Genomic DNA, 23,345 nt, shown 5'->3' with positions numbered 1-23,345 from the left:
GGCGTGACGTTGCTAGTGATTTTTATTCGAAACCGTTTCAGTCTCTTGAAAGTGACTCTCTTAAAGCTAGTTGGCAAAGTGCAGAAATACCAATTATTCGTTTTTATATAGTTAAATTAGTTTAAATTTGTGATGAAAATTCCATATTTTTTTTGTTTATTTTCCATCCAATCTTGCCTGTGTTTGATGTTTTTTTAGAATAGCTGTCGAATAAATGAGCGCTTGAACGTTTGCGTAAAAATATGTGATGAAACTCTCATTTTGTTCGCTATACTTTCCGCCCGGTTATGAGCCGGTGCTCAACCCATACAAGCCGTCACACGGAAATGTGAATGACCCCAAGGACTGGACCAGCTAAGTTCCTCTGCTTGTATAAGGTGATCTTAGATGAACAATATGTTCGCATACCCCTCTTTTTGTCATGCTTTTGTTGTGCAAAAGGACAATGATTCCTCCTTTGCCAAGTTTTTTGGTTCTACCCTTATTTCCAAATTTCAAACTAGGTAAATACAATGAATATTCTTTTTGGCCTCGTCGGCATTTTAGCGCTGATCGCTTGCGCCTACCTGCTCTCTGAAAATCGATCTTTCATCAATTGGAAAACCGTATCACGTGCTTTATTGCTGCAAGTTGGTTTTGCCGCGCTGGTGCTCTACTTCCCATGGGGACAAAGCGCACTAGCCAGCATCAGCGGCGGTGTGTCGAGTTTGCTGGGTTTCGCCGATGCAGGAATCCGCTTTCTATTCGGTGATTTAGCCGATTCCGGATTTATTTTTGCTGTTCGTGTTCTGCCTATCATCATTTTCTTCAGCGCTCTTATCTCTGCCCTTTATTACCTTGGTATCATGCAAAAAGTCATCGAGTTTATCGGTGGTGGTATTCAAAAATTTTTAGGTACGAGCAAAGCAGAATCTCTGGTTGCTACGGGTAACATTTTCCTTTCACAAGGCGAATCACCACTGCTTGTGCGTCCCTTTTTGTCGCGCATGACACGTTCAGAACTGTTTGCCGTCATGGCCGGAGGCATGGCCTCTGTCGCAGGTAGCGTGTTGGGTGGCTATGCCGGTCTAGGTGTTGAGCTTAAATACCTTATTGCAGCCAGTTTTATGGCGGCACCCGGCAGTTTAATGATGGCAAAAATCATCGTACCAGAGCGCGATGTTCCACTTGATCAAACCAATATTGAGATGGATAAAGCGCAAGAGAGTAATGTGATTGACGCACTGGCGAGCGGGGCGATGAATGGCATGAAAGTGGCGGTGGCCGTCGGTACAATGCTGGTTGCATTTGTGAGCGTGATTGCGATGGTTAACACTGGGCTTGAAAGTTTCGGTGAGTTATTGGGTTTGAACGGCATTACCTTACAACTGCTGTTCGGTTATCTATTTTCACCACTGGCTTGGTTGATTGGTGTACCAAGCCATGAAGTCTTGATGGCGGGCTCTTACATTGGGCAAAAAGTGGTGATGAACGAATTTGTGGCTTTCATTGATTTTGTTGACCACAAAGCGCTGTTGTCGGAACACACCCAAGTTATCATTACTTTTGCTCTGTGCGGCTTTGCCAATATTGGTTCTATCGCGATCCAATTAGGCTCTATCGGGGTTATCGCTCCTGAACGCCGTGCAGAAGTCGCGAATTTAGGTATTAAAGCGGTGATTGCAGGTACGCTAGCTAACTTAATGAGTGCATGTCTAGCGGGCATTTTCATTCTGCTTTAAACGCCCTGTTTGCTTCTCTCAATGCTCACTGCGGTGGGCATTTTTGATCCCTTTTTTGAATGATTGACACCTCAGTAATTGCTGAAAAGCTGATTTATAGCAAATTCCGTTTCTGATGAGCGCGTAGTATAGCTTGCAATTAACTGCGTATCCCAACATAGGCGATACGCTGACATGCTAACTTATTGAGTGCTTGCTATGGAAAATCTTGTTGAACGCTTTTTGCGTTATGTCTCTTTTGATACTCAATCTCACCTCGCCAGCCGCCGTTGCCCGAGTTCAGTAGGGCAAATGACGTTTGCCCATACACTGCATGAAGAATTAATCGCATTAGGCTTAACTGATGCTACGGTTGATGAACACGGCTATGTTATGGCGAAGTTGCAATCGAATGTTGATTACCCTGTTCCTGCGATTGGTTTTATTGCACATATGGATACCGCGCCAGATGCGTCAGGCAAACACGTTAAGCCGCAAATTGTGGAGAATTATCAAGGTGGAGACATTGCTTTAGGTAAAGGGGATGAGGTGCTGTCACCTATTCAATACCCGGATTTGCATCAACTGCATGGTTACAATCTGATCACGACTGACGGCACCACACTGCTTGGTGCCGATAATAAGGCAGGCATCGCTGAAATTATGACGGCCATTGAGAGGTTAATTGCTGACCCAAGCATCGCACATGGTGATATTTGTATCGGTTTCACTCCCGATGAAGAGATCGGCCGGGGCGCGGACTTATTTGATGTGGAGAAGTTTGGCGCACAGTGGGCTTATACCATTGATGGTGGCCCGGTGGGTGAGTTGGAGTATGAGAATTTCAATGCGGCGAGCGCTGATGTTATTTGCTATGGCGTGAATGTTCACCCTGGGACCGCGAAAGATAAAATGGTGAATGCCATCAACATCGCCGCACAATTTCAGCTTATGATGCCAGCCGATCAAACCCCAGAGACCACGCAGGGCTATCAAGGCTTTTACCATTTAAAATCCGCAGAGATGAGTGTGGCTCGCTCAACCTTGGGTTACATTATTAGAGACTTTGAACGAGAAGGCTTGGAAGCTCGTAAAGCGTTTATGCAGCAGCAAGTGGACCAGTTAAATGCCCGTCTTGAGAAAGGACGAGTTGAGTTGGTTGTGACGGACAGCTATTTCAATATGAAAGAGATGGTCGAGCCTCATCCACAAGTCATTGAACTGGCTAAACAAGCCATGATTGCTTGTGATGTTGAACCGCTGATCAAACCTATTCGAGGTGGTACGGATGGTGCGAGGCTCTCATTCATGGGCCTGCCATGCCCTAATATTTTCACTGGCGGTTATAATTTTCATGGTATTCATGAGTTCATTACCATTGAAGGGATGGAACAAGCGGTAAACGTGATTGTAAAACTGGCTGAAAAGACAGCGTTGGCGAATCAACACTGATAACAAACCTTTCCTTTCGCCAATCTCAAAGGGAGTTTCTCTTCCAAAGCTATGACAGGGCGCATAATAATTGCGCCTTATGCCGACGTTAACTATTCACTCAGTTACAATACCTTTCTAAAATTTCTAACACGATCTCAATCTGCTGCTCTCTAGTGGCTTAGATGTGTTGCTGCTCATTATGCATAAAAATAAAAGAAGGGGATTGATATGGAGAAAGTGGTCGCGGTGTGGGACTTTCTTATCACTCATAAATTGGTGTTTAGTATTTTAATCATGACGTTGATTATTTTGACGCGGCGAGTTGTGCTTTCTCAAATTCGTGGCGATGTCGCACTGATTACCGAAAAGCAGCGTAAATGGATGTCACGCACCAAGAATGGCACCTTTGCGTTTACTTTGGTCATCCTCTTCGTATTGTGGCAATCAGAGATCAACGAATTTGCACTGTCAGTGACTGCGATAGCGGTCGCCATTGTAGTCGCATCAAAAGAGATCATCTTGTGTTTTACGGGTTCAATTCAGCGAGCGAGCTCTCGCTCATTTCGTATCGGGGATTGGATTGAAGTCGGAAAACTGAGCGGTGAAGTGATCGAACACAACTTGATGGCAACCGTGATCCAAGAAATCGACTTGAATCATGGTCAATACCACTACACTGGAAAAACTGCGACCTTGCCAAACAGTATGTTCTTCTCGTTTCCGGTAAAAAACCTTAATTTTATGAAGCGTTATGTGTTTCATAACTTTTCGATAGTAGTGCCTGAATTTGTAAATTTGTATCCTTTATTGCCGATTATGCATGAAAAGATTGAGAGCCACTTTGCCCACTTTATTGATGTTGCAAGGCGCTATAACAGCATGATTGAAAAACATGCGGGTGTAGATTTGCCCAGTGCTGAGCCGCACATTCAGATCAGCAGCGCAGCCGCAGGAGAACAGATCGTGCATTTCATGATTTTTTGCCCAACAGAGCGGGCCAACCATTTAGAGCAACTGATCCGCCAAGACTTTATGCAAGCATATGAAAACGCATTTCCACGTGCTTTAGTTGCAACAGAAGTGTTGCCGAGTGAAGTGGGTAGCTAACTGCCGAATAATGAGCGCTCACACAGTATGGTGAGCGTCTTACCTGCAATTACTGTTTGGGTGAGAAAAGATATATTAGTGATGAAAGTGAGATTAACGCTCAATTGCGTGTGTTTTTTTCACCGAAATCCCTAAGCGTTTTGAAAGCCGAGTGAGATTCGCGCGATCCACTTGCAATAATCTTCCCGCTTTTGCCCAATTAAAATCGGATTGGGTCAATGCTTCACTGATCAATTTACGCTGATATTCATCCGTTGCTTCTCGCAGCCCACGTTGCCACACCTTCGCTGTGACCTCTTTGTCGCTCAACGTACTTTGCGTGTTAACCAGGGGTAGGCTGAAATCTAACTCACCTATGTCGTAGCTGTTGACGGTGATCAACGCTTGTAAGCCTTGTCTGGCTCGTGCTTTCAGCGCTGCGCGGTTGATCACGTGTTCTAATTCGCGAACATTACCGGGCCATGAGTAGTTGAGTAACCCAGCCAGTGCGTTGGGATCGATTTTGAGCTGTGTGATACCGAGCTTGCGACGCGCTTGCTCTAAAAAATAACCTGCCAACAAGGTAACGTCACCATTTCGCTCTCTTAGCGGAGGGATATGAACAGGGTATACGCTGAGTCGATGGTAAAGATCGGCTCGGAATCTTCCCGCTTCCACCTCTTGCTTTAAATCTCGATTTGTCGCTGCCAATATCCGTACATCAATAGTTTGGACATGATCTTGTCCTACGGGCTGAATTTCATTGTTCTGCAATGCACGTAAAATCTTGCTTTGGGCAGCCAGTGGCAGTTCACCGATTTCATCGAGAAATAAGGTTCCACCGTCGGCTAATGCAAACTTGCCTAAGCGATGCCGTTCTGCTCCAGTAAAGGCTCCTTTGACATGCCCAAATAGTTCACTTTCGACCAAGTTTTCTGGAATTGCGGCGCAGTTGACATAAATAAGAGGTTGGCGTTTACGCGCTGATAGTTGGTGCAGTGTTCGTGCGACCAGCTCTTTACCGACACCCGTTTCACCATGGATTAAAATGTTGAAATTAGAAGGGGCGACCACTTCCAAATCGGCTTTCATGGCCAGCATCGACGCACTTGAACCGATGATCTCTCCACCTTCTCTGTCCCATGCTTCTTCATTCAGCTCTTCTAAGCGTTGCTGTGATTGTTTGGCTTGTGCTTCAAGTTGAGAAAAGGTCAGTGCCATTTTCAAGGTAGAGGCCGCGATTGCCGACAACGCTTCTAGGCTGCGTTTGGGAATATGCTCAAACATGTTGGGATTAAGGCTATCAAGCGTCAATATACCGAGCAGTTTATCACCAAATAAAAGGGGTAGGCCCATACAAGAGTGCATGGGAAGGTCGCCATCATGATCCATTAATAAACCATCGAAAGGATCGGGTAGTGGTGAATTCGCATCGAAAATAACCGGCCCATCAGCGTGGCAAATCTCACGAAAGCGGGGATGTTCATCAATTAAAAAGCGTCGGCCTAAGGTATCGCGAGTCAAGCCTTGCATCGCAAGGGGGATTAACAAATCACCTTGGCGTGAAAGCAGCATCACACAGTCGCATTGAATGGTTTTACGAATCGCATCAAGCAGGCGATTGAACCTATCTTGATCGTTCAAACCACTTGCGAGTCCTATGGTCATTTCAATCAAGGTATAGATGGAAAAATCTTGCATGGTAAGCACTCAGGTGATGTTTTTGGATATTGTAGTGTCATAATGACATTTTTTGAAGTGTTATTTTGACCTGATTATTTAATGATTTATTATTTTTTATTTAAAAATCAATGGATTAATGTTGGTATGCTTTGTGCTATACAAGCTTCAGTATCAGAGCGAATCTAATTCGCCATTTATAAAATCTGAGGAGAAAGCTCAATATGCTCAATAATCAACACATCGCCATTGTCAAAAGTACCATTCCTTTGCTTGAATCTGCCGGGCCAGCGCTTACAGCTCATTTCTATCAGAGAATGTTTACTCACAATCCTGAGCTAAAAGATATTTTTAATATGACCCATCAACATACTGGCCGTCAGGGCGTTGCACTGTTTGAGGCGATTGCCGCGTATGCGAAAAATATTGAAAATCTCGCCGCATTAACCAGTGCAGTGGAACGTATTGCCCAAAAGCACACCAGCTTTAACATTCAGCCAGAGCACTATCAAATCGTCGGTCATCACCTTATTGAAACGTTGCGAGAGCTTGCTGCCGATGCCTTTACTCCTGACGTTGAAGCAGCATGGACGGCGGCTTATCTCTTTTTAGCGCAAGTCTTCATTGATAGAGAAGGAGAGTTGTACTTACAGCGTAAGCAGGCGATCGGTGGTTGGGAGAATGCGCGTGAGTTTGTGTTGCAAGATAAAGTGAAAGAGTCTGAATTCGTCACTAGCTTTATCTTTGAGCCTGCTGATGGCAAAGCAGTATTAGATTATCAGGTTGGTCAGTATATTGGGGTTGAACTTAAGCCGGAAGGTGCGCCATATAGTGAAATTCGTCAATATTCCTTGTCACAAAAACCCAATGGAAAAAACTACCGCATTTCTGTGAAGCGTGAAGGCGTGGATACTGAACATCCTGGGACAGTCTCTAACTATTTACATGATTACGTTGAAAAAGGCAGTCGAGTGAAACTTTATGCGCCAGCGGGTGATTTTTTCTATGTTGAGAAGCTCGCTCCCGTTGTACTTATCTCTGCAGGTGTCGGGGCAACACCAATGCAAGCCATACTTCAACAGCTTGCGTCAGTAGGAAAAAAAGAGGTGACGTATCTGCATGCTTGCAACAATTTATCACAACACTCCTTTATTGATGAAACCGCGACATTAATGGCGGTGCATCCATCATGGCAGCAAGTGGTTTGGTATCTGGAAAGTGAGCAAACACCAGCCAAGCAAGGTTCTATGATCTTGCATGAAGTTTGCGAGCAACTGCCGCTAACACAGGGGGATTTTTATATCTGTGGCCCCGTTGGTTTTATGCAGTTCATTGTTGAACAGCTTGAATTGCTTGGCGTAGCAAGAGAGCGTATCCATTACGAAGTCTTTGGTCCACACGCCTATTTATAAAGTATAAAGCTCTATCTCTAAGGGCCTATACCCTTCCCATTTAAAGCTGCTGCGGTGTTGGTTACGTTCGCTTACCCCAATCACATAGTTTATCTATGCTCATGGGGATGAGCTCACTTGCCGTCTACCTGCAACTTCAAGTTGTTTGGGTATAGATACTGAAAAGTGAGCTGGGAATTAATGCTCACTTTTTATTTGTAGTGCTTGCCAAGTAATTTCATCGGAATGGCTATCGCTATCAATAAAGATAGAAGACCCACTAATCATCACTGAAATATCCATACCTCGGTTCAAGGAAGTAGAGAGTTTTTCAATCGCTGCAGCATCAAAGCGAAATAGATCGACATTGAGGTGAGAGAACTTTCCCTTGTTCTGCTCCCACCAAACCTGTGATTTCGTGTTAAAGCTGTAGACTTTCACCTGTTTTGCAAGCCGTGTGGCTTTTTTAATGCGATCAGCATCGGGTTCTCCGACTTCAATCCAGAGCTGAATTTGGTCATCTAATGATTTTAGCCAGAGATCAGGTTCTTCAATGGAAGAAAGTCCTCTAGTAAATGTTAGCTCGGGTGAAGCATTAAGACAAAACGCCAAAATGCGCGCCATCATTCGTTCGTTGCTTTCTGAAGGATGCTGAGCAATGGTGAGATTTAAAGAGTCATAATGATCGCGATTAGTATCCGTCAGCGCAATACGGAACTTATAGATTGTCGGTTTAAGAGCCATTGGAAGAATGCCAAGAGGTAAAAACGAAAATAGCCAGCAAATTGCTGGCTATTAGAATACTTAGTAAAAATTATACTAGGCGGATGTTTTCAGCTTGAGGGCCTTTTTGACCTTGAGCTACTTCAAACTCTACCTTTTGACCTTCAGCAAGAGTACGGAAACCGTCACCTTTAATTTGGCTGAAGTGTGCGAATACGTCTGGACCGTTTTCTTGTTGAATGAAACCGAAACCTTTAGTTTCGTTGAACCATTTTACTGTACCAGTAACTGTGTTAGCCATTTTTATACCCAAAATCAAAAAAAATTTTACAGCCGAATACGGCGCGGATAGCGTGGAAAAGTAGATTGCTATTGCGTACGACACGACGGGGGAGTTACAAGTAATCCAACGAGACGTATGTGTATACAAAGAACTGCTTTCTAGCTAGTGCAAAGTCTAGTTCAAACTTTTATCTTGTCAATCATAACTCGATAAAACTCGAAAAACTTTCTTAAAATTGTTAGGTTTTATGCTCTATGTTGCATTTTCTTATGATGAGGCTTGAAATTAACATTACTATTCTATTACCCATTGACATAGTTGAAGTTTTAGCCAGAGTTAGTGGTCAGATGAGTTCGATGGTTGAAGCCGTTTATTACTGGCCAACGTTCATTGAGTGAGGAGAAGGGTTAGGTTTACTTTCCTATTTAATGGCTCTCTTTTTGGGCTGAATGACTCTCCTCAAAACTGAGGCAATTTTTCCCTATCAAATAGCATCTTTAAGTTGTTTTGGCGACAACTCGGAACGTTGCGCTGTACACATCACAAATTTGTACTTTCAATGAAATATTTACTCGGTTAAATAATTGTTACAATTGGTTCCATTTTGAAGTGTTTTTTTTGGTAATGCTATGTCCCATCTAATTTTCGGGTTTTCTGTTGTTAACTACTGATTAACAATTGTTTTATTCTAAGCCAATAAGGAAAAATTGCTTGTTTTTTGAACTTGAAATTCTTATTTAATGGAGGAAAATGTATGTAAACTGAGTTTTCGAAAATGAATGGATACTTTCTCATAAAAAGAGAGGTTTACAACATGAAACTAATACTGATTTTAATGGCGTCTGTCTCGGCGGGTGTGGCCTCTGCTGATCACTTTCATTCATTTTTGCTTGGGCTTTACATCGCGTCACTCGCAGTAGGTAGCTGTTACTGGTTTGCGTTTCGAAGTACTAAAGTGCCGGAGTTTGCCCTTTTTCTTCTCATCTGTGGGCTTCTTGCTAAATTGACAGTGACCATTATCGGTGTTGCGTGGGGGATATCGGCGCAATTGATCACATCGCCTTTTATCTTTGCTTTGTCGTATCTCTTCTTCTCTATTGTCGTGACATACCTCTGGTTCAGTTATCGAGATAAATTAACCTCTGCAATCTCTAAAACAACGGCGCATCACGCGTAGCGCACTTAATGCATAGCGTCTTTATGCGTAACTTACGCGTAAGATGGTTAATGTGATAGTGAACTAAATTATTTCTGTTAATGCAAAAGGGCTTCCTCACTGGGCCCTTTTGGTGCTTTTGCACTTTAGACTTTTGTCCAAGAGTGGCGCTCATCTTTTCGATATACACTGTTGGCAATGATTATTTATCTCCTGAACAAGGAAGTACTATGGGCATCGGATTATTTTGGGCAGAGAAAGTTATCTTAATGCTGGGCATCATTTTTATTGTGACGAGTATTGTGCGGTATGGTAAACGTAGCCATGACTGGAAAGGTGTCATCACGATGTTTTATCGTCGCATTCCCATGTCAATTGAGGAATATAAGTGGTACCGCTTGGGAGTGGCATTCATTGTTACCGCTATTGTGTTGCGGATTGCTGTACTGACCTTCTGGCCCTCACTATGAGGTTGAAATGAGCGAGCATTGTTGCTTGCTAACCGATGTTTCGCTTGAGTGTGTAGCCTTTTATGACCCCTAAAACTTTTTAATTAATTTTTTGCGCAACTCGCATCTACGCGAGGTTTAGGTATACACTCTATTTATCGAATTAATAAATAGAAGGTGATTACATGTCTTTCCCCGTACTCATCTGTGATGACTCTGCACTGGCTCGGAAGCAGATGGCTCGTTCACTTCCCGCCTCTCTAAACGCCGATATTACTTTCGCAGTCCATGGTTTAGATGGCATTAAAAATCTTGAAGAGCATGATTTTAAATTAATGTTCCTCGATTTAACTATGCCTGAACTGGACGGCTACGGAACGCTAGAAGAGATGCAACGCAGAGGGATGACAACGCCTGTTGTTGTTGTTTCTGGTGATATACAGCCGAAAGCGAAAGACCGAGTATTGGCGTTAGGGGCGCGTGCTTTTATTCAAAAGCCGATTGATAAGGACGTGTTAAATAGCGTACTACGAGAGTTAGTCGAACCGCCAACACAGCCTCGTATCGTTACGCCTATCTCTGTTGAACTACCTATCTTAAAACGTCGTGACATCTATATGGAAGTTGCGAACGTTTCGATTGGTCGAGCAGCTGATGCTCTGGCGCGACACTTTGATGTATTTGTTCATTTACCGCTACCAAACGTCAATATTTTTGAAGTGAGTGAGCTACATATGGCACTTCGTGACTTGGCGGAAAATGATCAAGTTTCTGGTGTATGTCAAGGCTTTAGCGGTGAAGGCATTGCAGGTGAAGCACTGGTGCTCTTGAGTGATTCCAGTGTTTCTGATCTGAAAAAATTAATGAAAGTGCCAGCAGACAGTGAAGAGCTTGAAGAATTAGAACTGTTAATGGATGTATCAAACATATTAGTTGGTTCTTTTCTGAATGGATTAGGCGAGCAATCGGAGGTGCGTTTTTTTCAAAGCTCTCCAGTATTGCTTGGGCAACACATCTCCATTGACTCTGTGATCAATTCAACCGCTGGATCATTTAAAAAAACGATGACGTTTGAAGTGAGCTACAACATTGATCAAACGACGATCCGCTGTGACTTGCTCTTTATGTTTGTCGATGAGTCTCTTCCGTTGCTAGACAGTAAATTAGCGTACTTGATGGAGGATTTTTAACGATGAATCTCCCTGCAGAATTTGAACAGTTCCACTGGATGGTGGATATGGTGCAGAATGTCGATATGGGGCTGATCGTGATTAATCGTGATTACGAAGTGCAAGTGTGGAATGGATTCATGACACACCACAGCGGTATTCAAGGGCACGATGCGATTGGTAAAACCATTTTTGAACTGTTTCCTGAAATCCCCCAAGAGTGGTTTAAGCTCAAAACTAAACCTGTGTATGACTTAGGTTGTCGTAGTTTTATTACTTGGCAGCAGCGCCCATATCTCTTCAAATGTCGTAATGTTCGCCCTGTCACTCAGCAAGCCGATTATATGTACCAAAGCATTACTTTAAACCCGATGCGAACCACGACGGGTAAAATTAACTCATTGTTTTTATCAATACAGGATGCCACATCTGAGGCGTTAGCCTCTTTACAAATACGTTGATAGAATCAGGGTTTTAATGATTTCGAAGCCTCCTTTTGGTGTTTCATCAAGGAGGCTTCATGTTAGTGATGGGTTCAATTAATCAAGCGTTACAAGCTCATTTCCGCAACGTTGATTGTTTGCAAAGGCACGAATGTTATCCAAAGTTGTCTGAGCGATATTGTGTAGTGCATCTTCAGTCAAAAAGGCTTGATGTCCTGTAAATAGTACATTGTGGCAAGCCGATAGGCGTCTGAATACATCATCGACAATCACATCATTCGACTTATCTTGGAAGAAAAGATCCTTTTCATTGTCGTAAACATCTAAACCAAGAGCGCCGATACGACCTTGTTTCAGTGCTTCAATTGCTGCAACTGAGTCGAGTAATTCACCTCGGCTGGTGTTTACAATCATCACGCCATCTTTCATTTGGGAAAATGCGTGGCTGTTGAGTAAATGGTAGTTCTCTGGCGACATTGGGCAGTGAAGCGTAATCACATCACTTTGTTGGTAGATTTCCTCAAGGCTGCAGTAAGTTGCACCGAGTTCAATCGCCAGAGGGTTCTGATAAGGGTCGAAGCACAGTACCTTCATTCCCAACCCTTTCAAAATACGCATTGTGGCAATACCAATTTTTCCTGTGCCAACAACTCCCGCGGTTTTACCGAAGAAGTTAAACCCGACCAACCCCTCTAATGAGAAGTTAGCGTCTCGGGTACGTTGGTAGGCCTTGTGAAAGCGGCGATTCAAACACATCATCATTCCTACCGTGTGCTCTGCCACCGATTCTGGTGAATATGCGGGCACTCGCACCACTTGAATACCCAACTCTTTTGCGGCATCGAGATCGACTTTATCAAATCCGGCACAGCGCATTGCGATAAGCCTCGTCCCATTTTCATACAATTGGCTCAATACTGGGCGACTTAAGTCGTCATTCACAAAGGCACACACCACAGTGCATCCTTGGGCCATTTTAGCTGTGGCTGGGGTGAGTCGAAAATCGTGAAAGTGCAGCGAGAAGATCTTTGTATCACTGACCTCTGAGAAAGAACTCGCGTCATAAGATTTTGCGCTGAAAAATGCAATGTTGATCATGTTCTCTTCCTAATTAGACTTATAATTTTCACTATAAATACGCCTAATATCACAGAAAATAAACCACAAAATAACTATGTCTTTGGGATGGTAGGAGTTGCGGGGGGATGTCACTAAAATCGAAAACGGACGGATTAATGATAAAAATTCACCACAATCTGTAAAAATCTCCGATAGAAATGTCTGAGTCACCTCTTCTGTGAGTGTGATTTGCCTCACATTTTCGGCGCAATACTGAACAAGGTAACGTTTGCTTATTATATGAAAGCTTTCGCTAAAATGATGCGTTCTTTAATAACGTATTGAAAAATAAAAATTTACACGACGAGTATTTGAGAGAGATGAACTTGAGAAGTGTCGGATATGAAAGTTTCGAGATAGTACCACAAAAAAAATGCAAATATCAGACTTGCCGATAAGAAATCCGGGCCTATAATGCTGAAAACCGGAGCGTCTGCCAACGCTCCGGTTTTTTTGTGTCCAAAATGTACTGACGTCTGCCAACGAAGGTACTACGCACTCTGCAAAAGAGACACAAATGGTCAATTAATCAAGGAATTACATAATGCGTATCGAACAAGAACTTAAGTTAGGTTTTAAAGATGTCCTGTTTCGCCCTAAGCGTTCAACACTAAAAAGCCGTTCTCAAGTAAATTTAACCCGCGATTTTACATTCAAGCATAGTGGGCGTCAATGGTCCGGCGTGCCTGTTATTGCGGCGAATATGGACTCGGTAGGCAGTTTTGCTATGGCGAAGTCACTTGCTGAACATGATGTAATGACAGCGGTTCATAAACATTACTCAGTAGCTGATTGGGCTGAGTTTGTTAAAAACGCCGATACATCAACACTTAAGCATGTGATGGTTTCTACAGGTACATCTGATGCTGATTTTCAAAAAACCAAAGACATCATGGCGCTTAGTGACGATCTGATTTTCATCTGTGTTGATATTGCTAACGGCTACTCTGAGCACTTGGTCGATTACGTACAACGCGTGCGTGCACAATTTCCAGATAAAGTGATCTCGGCAGGTAACGTTGTCACCGGTGACATGTGTGAAGAGCTCATCCTTGCGGGTGCGGATATCGTAAAAGTTGGTATCGGCCCAGGTTCGGTTTGTACCACGCGCGTGAAAACAGGTGTTGGTTATCCTCAGCTTTCAGCCATTATTGAATGTGCCGATGCGGCGCACGGATTAGGCGGGTGTATCATTGGTGATGGTGGCTGTACATGCGCAGGTGACGTTTCTAAAGCCTTTGGTGGTGGCGCTGATTTTGTCATGCTTGGTGGCATGCTTGCAGGTCATGAAGAGTCTGGCGGCGAAGTGTTTGAAAAAGATGGCGTGAGCTACATGAAGTTTTACGGCATGTCGTCACAGTCTGCAATGGCGAAGCACTCTGGCGGCGTTGCAAAATACCGCGCAGCGGAAGGCAAAACTGTATTGCTACCTTTCCGTGGCAGCGTTCACGACACCATCTCTGACATTCTTGGCGGTGTGCGTTCAACTTGTACTTATGTCGGTGCAGCTAAGTTAAAAGAGTTAACTAAGCGCACCACATTTATCCGCGTACAAGAGCAAGAAAATAACGTGTTTGGCCGCGAGTAAATCAATAGTTTTAACAACCATAATTAATCAGAGCCGCTTTTGCGGCTCTGATTAATTATGCCCCTCACTACGAAGAGTGTATTGCGCTGTTAAAAAGGAAATAATTGCCTAGCAAGAAAAAAGCCGCCAAAAATAGGCGGCTAAAAGTGTGCAAGCAAAGGTGTTGTTTAAGTCGAACCTGTCTTTCGCTACAAACAATAGACTGAAAAGGTGAGGTGCTCAACCCTGTCGTTCATGAAATGAGATGTGAAACAAGGTGAATATGTAATTATTGCATGTATAATATTCAGCTAGAACCACTTGGGGTCCCTGAGGTCAAGGCTTGGCGAGTGTAGGTAGTAGACGGTTTATAATAGATTATGCGGTTTTAAAATGTCAGCCAGCACTGAAATGGTTTTGGTACTGGCTGAGTTTTATCTAGATGTTGGTATCTTCAATTACGTCAAATAACCGTTCCACTCTTTGCTGTATGAGCATTGGGTACAACGTCTTTATTTAACCAATGGCTGATTACTTGCTGTAACGCATTTAATGACGTCGGTTTCTCTAAACGACCGTCCATCAGCTTGCTAATCATTTCTAGCTCACGTTCGCCAGATTCACCTGACAGCGCAATGATCGGAACCTGCGGAGAATGCGCCTTAATGATTTGGCTGGCTTCAAAACCATTCATAACTGGCATTTGAATATCCATCAAGATCAAATCGATGGAATTCGCTTTAAAGATTTCTACTGCATTTTCACCGTTGTTTGCCTGCAAGTTGTTAACACCAAGTTGGTTCAGATACATTTGAACTAGTGAGCGTTGTACTTCTTTATCGTCAACGATGAGCACCGTGGGGGCTTTGTTATTGATTAGAAATGACTTATCGATTGGTTGTATATTGTCAACGGTTCTTTGCTCTGTATTCGGTTTAGGTTGTTGCCAACTTTTGAAATCAGGAGTACGAAGCGAGTCGGCTTGGGGGGCATTGGGTACCATAGGAAAGTATAAGTGGAATTCCGTAAACTCCCCCAGTTTCGATTTGCATTCAACTCGGCCGCCAAAAGAGCGCATGACACGCTGGCAATAGCCGAGCCCCAGACCGCTGCCTCCGCTTTTTTGATAAGAGAAAAAGTCATCGAAAATTTTATAAGAAATGGCGTCGTCAATCCCCGGGCCTGTATCTCTGAAGATTAAAATATTTTCATAAGTACCGATTTGAGTTGTGATCTCAATTTGGCTATTTGGGTAGGAATCAAAATAATAAATTGCGTTACGAATCAAGTTGAAAATAACAAAGTTGAATAAGGTTTCATTAAGTTTTGCTACGAAGTCATCTTGCTGTGGTAAGTGAATTCGCTCAATTACTTTCTCGTTCTCAAAACCATATTGACTGACCGCCTGATCAACGGCTTTGTGGATCGACGTCATCGTAATCGGTTCGTGTTCAGGTGAACTATCGCTGACCTCGCGCAAGATAATATCAATCAACTGCCGCCCACGTTGAATAGCCGCTTGGCCGTTCTCAATATCCTGTTTAATTTGTTGTGCGGGCGCTTGACTATCAATATGTTGCTTTAAAATTTCAAAATGTAATTGTACTTGAGCGAGTGGGTTACGCATTTCATGCGCAATTGAATTCGCTAATGCGCGACTTTGGCAGACACGTCTATCCGCTTCAATAATACTTTGTATTCGGGTTAGCAAGGTTTGAAGTGCAGCGATTTCTTCATTAGAAAACATCTGATTATTGATTTTGTGTGGCGAGATTAATAAATGTGTGACCAATTTGCTGTGGCCAAACAGTGGCATAACCAACGCTGTATTGTTTGAGCTCATTTTGTCATAAAGGGCTTTGATCGAGTTTTTTACCGCGGTTTTGTTGTCTAATTTTTCAAACAATTCATCAAACACTAGTGCGGTTTGTTTGGATGAAAGGTAACGTTCGTAGACGGTTTCGTTATAGTTACTATTAACGAACTGCAGCTTATCATCGGCGATGTATAATAACTGGCCTAAACGGCGCATCGCATCATCAATTGACCGCTTGAAATCGTCTTCCAAAGCGAGAATTTGCTCTACAGGAGTCTGCTGATTGCCGTAAATGAGTAAAGAGGCGTAACGGCTCAAGCGTTTGTAGAGTGGATTCCAAGCAATACCAATAAGCGCACAGAGTGGTATTGCAATCAGCCATTGGTTGCTGTCGGTGAGAGGGATGAAGATTGCGCCGAGCGGTATGAATAAAACCCCACATACTAACGCAGTATTGAGACACAGGTAAGCAAGGTATTTCACACTGTAGAAGCGTGAAGTGATAAGAGCATAGCCAACAAACATCATTTCGCTGATGGAGAGTGCCGGAGGTAGCCAAGTGAGTGAAAAATCTTGAAAGAAAAAGGTAATTCCGACTTGGAGTATGAGCGTTGAAAGCATGTATACCAGGATACCTGCAATCATATAGTTGGTTTTGGCCAGTGTTAACTTACTGCTATTGGCTCGCATTGAGATCAAGTTGAACAGTGTCATTATCATGGCGCAAAGTAGAGCACTAAAAAAGTATGGGGTGTGTGGCCCAAACTCAATGACAAATTTGCTCGGCCCAGCGATATCAACATGTCGGACCGTAAGGTTAGGCTGTAAATTAATGACCAAGAAATACATAACTATGGCAATGAAAAACAGTTGTTGCCAAAGGTATATTCTGCCTCCTCTTTGCTCGGCAGATAGCTGACATGAAAAATAGTAAGCAAAAGCAAACGCAAAGGATGATACGACGTTGGCAAATTTGGCCATAAATATAGCTCTATCTGCGCCAAACTCGGCTAGCCAATCAGTATGGAAATACGCATTACTCCCTATCCATGCAATGATAAAAAGAGAATAAGCAATATAGGCGACATGGCGTGTACCCCAGATCATTTCATTTTTTTGCTTAAGACGATAGCAATAGTAAGTTAACCAAACGAGCACCATGGCTACTGCTGCGATAAGCGTTATCGCTTTAGGATAGAGAATTGGCTCTAAGCTGAAATCAAGCATACTCTTCCCTTTTGATTAAATCGTATTTTCTGCTTTGAGAAACCGCATGTTTATAGTCACGAAAATCGGCATCACTGAAGACGCGGTCCATTGATTCGAAATTCCAGAAACCACGATAAGTTTTTACTCCGTCGTTATTCAGATCGCAATTTCCACAATGGAAATACGCTTTCGGGTCAACCGCTTGATAAAAATTGAGCATGAAAGATTGAGCAGTAGCGAATAAACCAAGTTTGTATCCTAGCTGATGCATTACTTGCATGAATTTTTTTTGAGCAAGGTAGAGGAAGTAGAGCTTTTGCTGAGCGTTGCCACTGACGGTGAAACGCAGCACTTCACAGACTGCTCGCGTATCAACCAATTGTCGCCGAAATTGATGATCGAATTCTGGGAGAGAGTCGCACTTTAGCAGTGCTGGTTTGAAAAGCTGTAATTCCATCAAGGCATCGTGGCCATGATCGGGTAAGCAGAACTGCCACTGCTTATTACTGAACTGCGGCACATAGCTGAGCCAAGTCTGATTTACTGACCAATCTTGTACCAACATTGAAGCGACCAGTGTGGGAGATGCTTCGTTATCAGGATGCTTGAGTAAAACAAAGTGCTTCCCTTTTTGTGATAAGGACAATAAAGGCAGCATCTCGTACCACTTTTCGCCTTTAATAAATAGCTCAAGATTGCTCAAGGTGATCGCATCTTTGATAGGCATTTTTTGCGGGTGACTGGGCATTGTGACCCAAAGTTCAGAATCCTCTATCTGGTCGATCAAAAAACCACGGTAGGCACAGTCTTTAAGTGGCAGTTCGATACGAGGAGGAGCATCCGCTTCGATAGGGAATAGTGTTTTCATAGCCGCAATTTCGCATTCACACCAGAAATCTAGCCAATGCGAATAACACTCGCTGACGGCTTGCTCAAGATGTGCTATCTCTTCACCTAATGTATTCGGATAGCGCCGGATGAGTTCTCGGTAGTCCATCAATTCAAACAGTACTGAGAAGCTTTTATTGTGATGTTCAGGAAATAGGTTGAGTAATTGGTTTTTGCGGTGATCTGTAACGGCGCGAAAAAGATCAGCCCGTTGCTGTGGTTGATAAGTATTGATGACGAACTCTACCAGAGCCCGCTGTTTTTTTTCAATAGGCAGACTGCTTGTCAGCCGTGAGCCTAAAGATGATATTATTTTCATAGAGTTAACCTAGCCTAGGTTTATTTAATTATTTTTTATTAGTTTTATTAGATAGGCTCCAGTAAATGAGACTTTGATTTAGGAGGGTATTTGGCGTCACGTCAGTTAGTAGCAGTAACCGCGATTTTATTTGTACCTAACATCCTAAGTACCAGTTGCATATCCGCAGCAAGTTTACTACTTGCACTTACCCTCCACAACAGAGTTTTATAATAAAAGCCTTCCGAAGAAGGCTTTATCTATATGGTTAATTTATCAATTATTATCGTATCAATAGCATCGGTACGCTTGATTCGGCTAAGAGCCGAGTGGTGTTACTGCCAACAAAAAACTGACGAAGTTTAGAGTGTCCAAACGCGCCCATGACGATCATGCCAAGTTGGTTTTGTTGTTGGTACTGAAGAATCGCCTTATGAACTTCGCCAGATAAGCACGCTTCCACAACGTGAATACCGTGTTCACACAATTTTTCGGCGGCAGCTTTAAACGCGATCGCTTTATCGTGGTTATCTTCCACCATCACCAAATGGCACTCCAGCCCTTTTAGCAGCGGTGTTTTAATGGCTTTATCCACTAGTTTCTGGCTAATTTCACTGCCATCAAAGGCTAATAGATAGCTTTGTGGTGGCGTAAAATCACCCGTTGCCACTAAGGTGTGCGACTTCATTGTACGCACGATACTCTCTAATTGAGATCCAACAGCCATGGCGTCGTTTTGGTGCACTTCACCCGATTTACCGACCACCAATACACGAATTTCGTTTTCAAGATCAAGCAAAGTTTCTAACAGGTTGCCGTGCTTTTGCAGTTTACGCACATCTTGTAAACCTTGTTCATGAGCTTTGGTTTCTAGCTCATTGAGTAACGCTTTACCGTGCCTTAAGGCCAGTTTAGAACGCTTTTCGTCTAGTTCAATAAGCTCTTTCAACAGCTGTTCTCGGCTGCCTAAACCGATATTACCAGATAACTCACTTTCGGTTTGATTAGCCGCTTTATCAAGTACGTGCAGTAAGGTTAACGGTGCGTGTAAGCTTTTGGCGGCCCACACGCTTAAATTGGCGACCGACTGTGAATAAATCGATCCATCGATGCAAGCAATAATATTGGTCATAATCTGTTCCTTAATGTCCGCCCATCAGCTTTTCAACTTCTTCTGGCTTACCATGCACGCCGAATTTATCGACAATCGTTGCTGTTGCTTCATTCATACCGATGATGTTTACATCGGTCCCTTCGCGTCGGAATTTGATAACAGCACGATCTAGCGAAGAAACCGAAGTAATATCCCAAAAGTGCGCTGCAGAGAGGTCGATAGTGACACGCTCTAAGACCTCTTTGAAGTCAAACGCGTTCATAAATTGATCTGACGAAGCAAAGAAGACTTGCCCAACAACACGATAGGTACGCTCTTCTCCATTTTCAGAGAGTTCACTTTTAACCACCATGAAGCGGCCAATTTTGTTAGCAAAGAAGAGAGAAGCAAGCAGCACGCCGACACCGACACCGATCGCTAAGTTATGGGTTGCAACCACAACAACAACGGTCGCGATCATCACGATGCTGGTAGAAAGTGGGTGAGTTTTGAGATCCTTTACCGAACTCCAAGAGAAGGTCCCAATGGAAACCATGATCATTACCGCGACTAAAGCCGCCATCGGGATGAGCTTGAGCCAATCACTTAAAAACACCACCATGATGATCAGTAGAATACCGGCGCAAAAAGTAGAGAGCCTGCCGCGTCCGCCGGATTTAATGTTGATGATCGATTGACCAATCATCGCACAACCAGCCATGCCGCCAAGAAAGCCGGTGGCAATGTTGGCAATACCTTGGCCTTTACATTCACGATTTTTATCACTGCTGGTATCGGTTAAATCGTCAACAATGGTTGCTGTCATCATTGATTCTAATAAACCGACAACGGCCAATCCGGCTGAATAAGGAAATATTATCCATAAGGTTTCAAGGTTGAGCGGAACATCTGGCCATAAAAATATCGGCAAAGTATCTGGTAATTCACCCATATCGCCCACAGTGCGAATATCAATGTCAAAGCTGATAGCAATCAGAGTTAAGGCGATAATGCACACTAATGGCGAAGGTAGCAATTTGCCAACCACAGGAACGTAGGGGAATAGGTAGATAATCGCTAGCCCACCGAGTGTCATGGCATAAACGTGCCATGTTACATTGGTCAGCTCTGGTAATTGCGCCATAAAAATCAGAATCGCCAGCGCGTTAACAAACCCCGTCACGACCGAACGTGATACAAAACGCATCAAATCGCCCAGTTTGAGGTAACCGGCCAGTATTTGTAGAACCCCGGTCAAAACAGTGGCTGCCAGTAGATATTGCAAGCCATGCTCTTTGACTAAAGTGACCATCAACAGCGCCATTGCTCCAGTGGCTGCTGAGATCATGCCGGGTCGTCCACCGACAATTGAAATGATCACGGCAATACTGAATGAAGCGTAAAGGCCGATTTTAGGGTCTACACCTGCGATGATAGAAAAGGCTATTGCCTCAGGAACTAATGCTAACGCAACGACAGTGCCAGCTAGAACATCCCCTCGCACATTGGAAAACCAATCGCGCTTAATATTTTGTAGCATACTTGATCTCTAAAAAATGAAATAAAAAGGTGAGTTGTGAGAGGTAAAGATCAATCTAGGGCGGCGTAAGCAGCATTCGCAACGTCTCTTAGTTGATTTTTAAAACGTGATCCTAATCATTGATGTGGTATAGGTCAACCAAACGATCGTTATTTGTATTGCAGTCGCGTTATCACGCTGTTTTTCAAGCGCTGCCGGTCGTACGCGAGGATAGTTCTGGTGTTTGACTTTTATTCTTTTGCTCCTTACACTTGAACACATTCGATATTCCATATGTATTGTTTATGTACCGCAGTTTATCTTTTTATAAATCCTTGTCTGAAGAGACGAGGCTTAAATCCTTGCTGTTGATGAAGCACAAAGGGCAGCTGTGTGTGTGTGATTTAATGAATGCGTTGCAATTAAGTCAGCCAAAAGTGTCCCGTCATTTAGCTGAACTGAGAAAAAATGAGCTAGTGATTGATGAACGGCGCGGCAAGTGGGTGTACTACCAAATCAATCCTGAGCTGGAAAACTGGATGGTGCAGATATTGGACATCACGCTGAGCCACAATGCCGCATTGATTGCGCAAGAGCTAACGCGTATTGCTGGCCCATCTTGCCAAAATGAATGAAATTTTAGCGTTACTATGTCGCCATGGCTGTAAGTAGAAAGTTGTGCGCGGATCCCTTTTTAGACTTACCGAGAGATGTGAGATATGAGTGAATTACCTGTCTGCGCAGAAGCCTCTGCAGCCGGAAAAATGAGTTTTCTCGATCGTTATTTAACCTTGTGGATTTTCCTTGCGATGGGGTTCGGGGTGGCGATCGGTGTCTTCTTTCCGCAAGTGGCGCAGTGGAATGAGAGCATGTCGGTCGGTTCGACCAATATTCCGCTGGCGATCGGTTTGATTTTGATGATGTATCCACCACTGGCAAAAGTGAATTACAGCCTACTAGGTGAAGTGACTCGTGATAAACGCGCCATCACACTCTCTTTAGTGATGAACTGGATTGTCGGGCCTATCTTGATGTTTGCATTGGCGATCATTTTCTTACGCGATTATCCCGGTTATATGGTCGGACTGATCTTAATTGGTCTGGCGCGCTGCATCGCGATGGTATTGGTGTGGAATGATATCAGCGGCGGGAACAAAGAGTACGGCGCAGCGCTGGTGGCGCTCAACAGTGCATTTCAAATTGTCACTTACAGTTTTATGGCGTGGCTATTTATTACTGTTTTGCCGCCGTATTTTGGGCTCGAGAGTTTTGTAGTTGATATTACCATTCTCGATATCGCCGAAAGTGTGCTGATTTATCTCGGTATCCCATTTTTAGCTGGCTTTTTGAGCCGCAAATGGTTGGTGGCCGCGAAGGGTGAGCAATGGTACAACGAGGTATTTATTCCGCGTATTTCACCGATTACGCTGGTGGCACTACTAGCGACGATAGTTTTGATGTTCAGCCTGAAAGGCGAGATGATCATTGAGCTGCCGATGGACGTGATACGCGTAGCGATCCCTTTGGTGATTTACTTCTTAGTGATGTTTTTTGTCAGCTTTTTCATCGGTAAAAAACTGGGCATTCCTTACGATCAAAATGCTTCAATTGCTTTTACCTCATCAGGCAATAATTTTGAATTGGCGATTGCCGTTTCGATTGCCGTTTTTGGTTTAAATTCCGATCAAGCATTTGCGGGTGTGATTGGGCCCTTGGTTGAAGTTCCGGTTCTGATTGCTTTGGTCAACGTCGCACTGCGAATGAAAAAGAAATACTATGCCATTCATCCTAGTGATAAACCGCATAATTCTTAAGGCAGAATGGGGACGTAACGGATTTAAACACCGGATTGGTCTTCCGAAAAAATCAAAGGCTGCGAATTTGCAGCCTTTTTACCAATGAGCAATATCACTACGAACGGGTTTTCTGACTCGCTAAAAGATCGGCAATCGCTTGATCTTTTTGGTGGCGTACGTCTAAGCCAGTGACAAAATAGATCGTGTACTCACAAACATTGCGCGCGTGATCGCCAATCCGTTCGACCGCGCGACCAATCCACGTGATCTCCAAAATGGTTTGATAGTGAGTGCCTTGCACCAGCATATCTTTATCATTTTGACGCAAAATATCGCCGTAGCTGTTGTCGATTTGTTTATCTAACATTGCTGATTCTAGCGCATCGTGTGCATTGAGATCGTGAAAAGCGTTCATCGATTTTTGCAGCATATTGATCACGTTCGCGTTAATTGTTTCAAACGCATCTTCTTGTAATTCAATACCATCAAAATAGTCTTTGTCACCCGGATGGTGCTCCTTTAAACG

At 43.5% G+C, this 23,345-nt stretch carries 20 protein-coding genes; 11 read left to right on the top strand and 9 right to left on the bottom strand.

The features are described from left to right. The first annotated feature begins 512 nt into the window (after nt 1-512). The 3 genes from AACT23_RS07815 to AACT23_RS07805 all read left to right on the top strand — a co-directional run bounded on the left by AACT23_RS07815 (nt 513) and on the right by AACT23_RS07805 (nt 4,241). Nucleotides 513-1,721: a NupC/NupG family nucleoside CNT transporter gene (locus AACT23_RS07815; protein ID WP_013868046.1), complete on the top strand. Its 1,209-nt coding sequence runs from the start codon at nt 513-515 to the stop codon at nt 1,719-1,721. A 198-nt stretch (nt 1,722-1,919) separates the two neighbouring features. Then, nucleotides 1,920-3,152 (top strand): peptidase T, encoded by a 1,233-nt coding sequence (gene pepT, locus AACT23_RS07810; protein ID WP_094130102.1) that lies wholly within the window; start codon nt 1,920-1,922, stop codon nt 3,150-3,152. A gap of 210 nt (nt 3,153-3,362) precedes the next feature. Further along, complete coding sequence (locus AACT23_RS07805; protein WP_017047149.1) at nt 3,363-4,241, top strand: mechanosensitive ion channel family protein; 879 nt, start codon at nt 3,363-3,365, stop codon at nt 4,239-4,241. Nucleotides 4,242-4,334: 93 nt separating this feature from the next. Here the strand turns inward: AACT23_RS07805 and norR are convergent, their stop codons facing one another. After that, nucleotides 4,335-5,921: a nitric oxide reductase transcriptional regulator NorR gene (norR, locus tag AACT23_RS07800; RefSeq protein ID WP_094130099.1), complete on the bottom strand. Its 1,587-nt coding sequence runs from the start codon at nt 5,919-5,921 to the stop codon at nt 4,335-4,337. Nucleotides 5,922-6,124: 203 nt separating this feature from the next. Here norR and hmpA point away from each other — a divergent pair, with 203 nt between their 5' ends. Beyond that, nucleotides 6,125-7,312, top strand: a complete 1,188-nt coding sequence (hmpA, locus tag AACT23_RS07795; RefSeq protein WP_094130096.1) for an NO-inducible flavohemoprotein — start codon at nt 6,125-6,127, stop codon at nt 7,310-7,312. A gap of 177 nt (nt 7,313-7,489) precedes the next feature. Here hmpA and AACT23_RS07790 read toward each other — a convergent pair whose 3' ends face one another. Continuing rightward, the gene (locus tag AACT23_RS07790; RefSeq protein WP_013868041.1) at nt 7,490-8,035 is read right to left on the bottom strand and encodes a YaeQ family protein; all 546 of its coding nucleotides are present in this window, start codon (nt 8,033-8,035) and stop codon (nt 7,490-7,492) included. Between the two features lie 70 nt (nt 8,036-8,105). Next, a complete protein-coding gene (locus tag AACT23_RS07785; RefSeq protein ID WP_010318975.1) occupies nt 8,106-8,315 on the bottom strand; it encodes a cold-shock protein in 210 nt (69 codons plus the stop codon). 796 nt (nt 8,316-9,111) lie between these two features. On the opposite strand from AACT23_RS07785, the gene AACT23_RS07780 reads away from it, so the two are divergent. The 4 genes from AACT23_RS07780 (at nt 9,112) to AACT23_RS07765 (ending at nt 11,532) form a co-directional block, all read left to right on the top strand. Beyond that, nucleotides 9,112-9,474, top strand: a complete 363-nt coding sequence (locus AACT23_RS07780) for a hypothetical protein (protein WP_026027849.1) — start codon at nt 9,112-9,114, stop codon at nt 9,472-9,474. Nucleotides 9,475-9,683: 209 nt separating this feature from the next. Continuing rightward, a complete protein-coding gene (locus AACT23_RS07775; protein ID WP_094130093.1) occupies nt 9,684-9,923 on the top strand; it encodes a hypothetical protein in 240 nt (79 codons plus the stop codon). A 164-nt stretch (nt 9,924-10,087) separates the two neighbouring features. After that, nucleotides 10,088-11,092 (top strand): response regulator, encoded by a 1,005-nt coding sequence (locus tag AACT23_RS07770; protein WP_013868037.1) that lies wholly within the window; start codon nt 10,088-10,090, stop codon nt 11,090-11,092. 2 nt (nt 11,093-11,094) lie between these two features. Next, nucleotides 11,095-11,532, top strand: coding sequence for a PAS domain-containing protein (locus tag AACT23_RS07765; RefSeq protein ID WP_017046017.1), 438 nt, complete (start codon nt 11,095-11,097; stop codon nt 11,530-11,532). A gap of 78 nt (nt 11,533-11,610) precedes the next feature. On the opposite strand, the gene AACT23_RS07760 is transcribed toward AACT23_RS07765, so the two are convergent. Next, a complete protein-coding gene (locus AACT23_RS07760) occupies nt 11,611-12,612 on the bottom strand; it encodes a 2-hydroxyacid dehydrogenase (RefSeq protein WP_017046018.1) in 1,002 nt (333 codons plus the stop codon). A 565-nt stretch (nt 12,613-13,177) separates the two neighbouring features. Between AACT23_RS07760 and AACT23_RS07755 the strand changes: the two genes are divergently transcribed. Next, nucleotides 13,178-14,221 (top strand): GMP reductase, encoded by a 1,044-nt coding sequence (locus tag AACT23_RS07755; protein WP_017046019.1) that lies wholly within the window; start codon nt 13,178-13,180, stop codon nt 14,219-14,221. A 442-nt stretch (nt 14,222-14,663) separates the two neighbouring features. Here the strand turns inward: AACT23_RS07755 and luxN are convergent, their stop codons facing one another. From luxN to AACT23_RS07735, 4 genes are all read right to left on the bottom strand, one after another. Further along, nucleotides 14,664-17,243 carry a quorum-sensing autoinducer 1 sensor kinase/phosphatase LuxN gene (gene luxN / locus AACT23_RS07750; protein WP_094130090.1) on the bottom strand — a complete coding sequence of 860 codons (2,580 nt, stop codon included), beginning with the start codon at nt 17,241-17,243 and terminating at the stop codon, nt 14,664-14,666. Continuing rightward, on the bottom strand, nt 17,236-18,432 hold the full coding sequence (locus AACT23_RS07745; protein WP_094130088.1) for an acyl-homoserine-lactone synthase: 1,197 nt from the start codon (nt 18,430-18,432) through the stop codon (nt 17,236-17,238). Before AACT23_RS07745 ends, luxN begins: the two co-directional genes overlap by 8 nt. Before the next feature lie 262 nt (nt 18,433-18,694). Further along, the gene (locus tag AACT23_RS07740; RefSeq protein WP_094130085.1) at nt 18,695-19,543 is read right to left on the bottom strand and encodes a universal stress protein; all 849 of its coding nucleotides are present in this window, start codon (nt 19,541-19,543) and stop codon (nt 18,695-18,697) included. 10 nt (nt 19,544-19,553) lie between these two features. Next, entirely contained in the window at nt 19,554-21,044 is a 1,491-nt protein-coding gene (locus tag AACT23_RS07735; protein ID WP_094130082.1) for a SulP family inorganic anion transporter, read from the bottom strand. Nucleotides 21,045-21,328: 284 nt separating this feature from the next. On the opposite strand from AACT23_RS07735, the gene AACT23_RS07730 reads away from it, so the two are divergent. Both AACT23_RS07730 and arsB read left to right on the top strand, forming a co-directional pair. Further along, nucleotides 21,329-21,658, top strand: a complete 330-nt coding sequence (locus tag AACT23_RS07730; protein WP_094130079.1) for a metalloregulator ArsR/SmtB family transcription factor — start codon at nt 21,329-21,331, stop codon at nt 21,656-21,658. 84 nt (nt 21,659-21,742) lie between these two features. Next, on the top strand, nt 21,743-22,837 hold the full coding sequence (gene arsB / locus AACT23_RS07725; protein WP_094130076.1) for an ACR3 family arsenite efflux transporter: 1,095 nt from the start codon (nt 21,743-21,745) through the stop codon (nt 22,835-22,837). 97 nt (nt 22,838-22,934) lie between these two features. On the opposite strand, the gene AACT23_RS07720 is transcribed toward arsB, so the two are convergent. Continuing rightward, nucleotides 22,935-23,345, bottom strand: a 411-nt coding sequence (locus AACT23_RS07720; protein WP_303396349.1) for a PhoU domain-containing protein, incomplete at its 5' end; no start/stop codon positions are given.

This window comes from Vibrio sp. V09_P4A23P171, assembly GCF_963875615.1.
Classification (GTDB): domain Bacteria; phylum Pseudomonadota; class Gammaproteobacteria; order Enterobacterales; family Vibrionaceae; genus Vibrio; species Vibrio anguillarum.
Note: the sequence above shows the minus strand (reverse complement) of the source record. Positions and strands in the feature narration are given on the sequence as shown.

What these genes read in the sequence shown, in the direction of transcription:
- AACT23_RS07815 (WP_013868046.1), top strand. Translation starts at nt 513, where the DNA reads ATGAATATTCTTTTTGGCCTCGTCGGCATTTTAGCGCTGATCGCTTGC.
- pepT (WP_094130102.1), top strand. Translation starts at nt 1,920, where the DNA reads ATGGAAAATCTTGTTGAACGCTTTTTGCGTTATGTCTCTTTTGATACT.
- AACT23_RS07805 (WP_017047149.1), top strand. Translation starts at nt 3,363, where the DNA reads ATGGAGAAAGTGGTCGCGGTGTGGGACTTTCTTATCACTCATAAATTG.
- norR (WP_094130099.1), bottom strand. Translation starts at nt 5,921, where the DNA reads ATGCAAGATTTTTCCATCTATACCTTGATTGAAATGACCATAGGACTC.
- hmpA (WP_094130096.1), top strand. Translation starts at nt 6,125, where the DNA reads ATGCTCAATAATCAACACATCGCCATTGTCAAAAGTACCATTCCTTTG.
- AACT23_RS07790 (WP_013868041.1), bottom strand. Translation starts at nt 8,035, where the DNA reads ATGGCTCTTAAACCGACAATCTATAAGTTCCGTATTGCGCTGACGGAT.
- AACT23_RS07785 (WP_010318975.1), bottom strand. Translation starts at nt 8,315, where the DNA reads ATGGCTAACACAGTTACTGGTACAGTAAAATGGTTCAACGAAACTAAA.
- AACT23_RS07780 (WP_026027849.1), top strand. Translation starts at nt 9,112, where the DNA reads ATGAAACTAATACTGATTTTAATGGCGTCTGTCTCGGCGGGTGTGGCC.
- AACT23_RS07775 (WP_094130093.1), top strand. Translation starts at nt 9,684, where the DNA reads ATGGGCATCGGATTATTTTGGGCAGAGAAAGTTATCTTAATGCTGGGC.
- AACT23_RS07770 (WP_013868037.1), top strand. Translation starts at nt 10,088, where the DNA reads ATGTCTTTCCCCGTACTCATCTGTGATGACTCTGCACTGGCTCGGAAG.
- AACT23_RS07765 (WP_017046017.1), top strand. Translation starts at nt 11,095, where the DNA reads ATGAATCTCCCTGCAGAATTTGAACAGTTCCACTGGATGGTGGATATG.
- AACT23_RS07760 (WP_017046018.1), bottom strand. Translation starts at nt 12,612, where the DNA reads ATGATCAACATTGCATTTTTCAGCGCAAAATCTTATGACGCGAGTTCT.
- AACT23_RS07755 (WP_017046019.1), top strand. Translation starts at nt 13,178, where the DNA reads ATGCGTATCGAACAAGAACTTAAGTTAGGTTTTAAAGATGTCCTGTTT.
- luxN (WP_094130090.1), bottom strand. Translation starts at nt 17,243, where the DNA reads ATGCTTGATTTCAGCTTAGAGCCAATTCTCTATCCTAAAGCGATAACG.
- AACT23_RS07745 (WP_094130088.1), bottom strand. Translation starts at nt 18,432, where the DNA reads ATGAAAATAATATCATCTTTAGGCTCACGGCTGACAAGCAGTCTGCCT.
- AACT23_RS07740 (WP_094130085.1), bottom strand. Translation starts at nt 19,543, where the DNA reads ATGACCAATATTATTGCTTGCATCGATGGATCGATTTATTCACAGTCG.
- AACT23_RS07735 (WP_094130082.1), bottom strand. Translation starts at nt 21,044, where the DNA reads ATGCTACAAAATATTAAGCGCGATTGGTTTTCCAATGTGCGAGGGGAT.
- AACT23_RS07730 (WP_094130079.1), top strand. Translation starts at nt 21,329, where the DNA reads ATGTACCGCAGTTTATCTTTTTATAAATCCTTGTCTGAAGAGACGAGG.
- arsB (WP_094130076.1), top strand. Translation starts at nt 21,743, where the DNA reads ATGAGTGAATTACCTGTCTGCGCAGAAGCCTCTGCAGCCGGAAAAATG.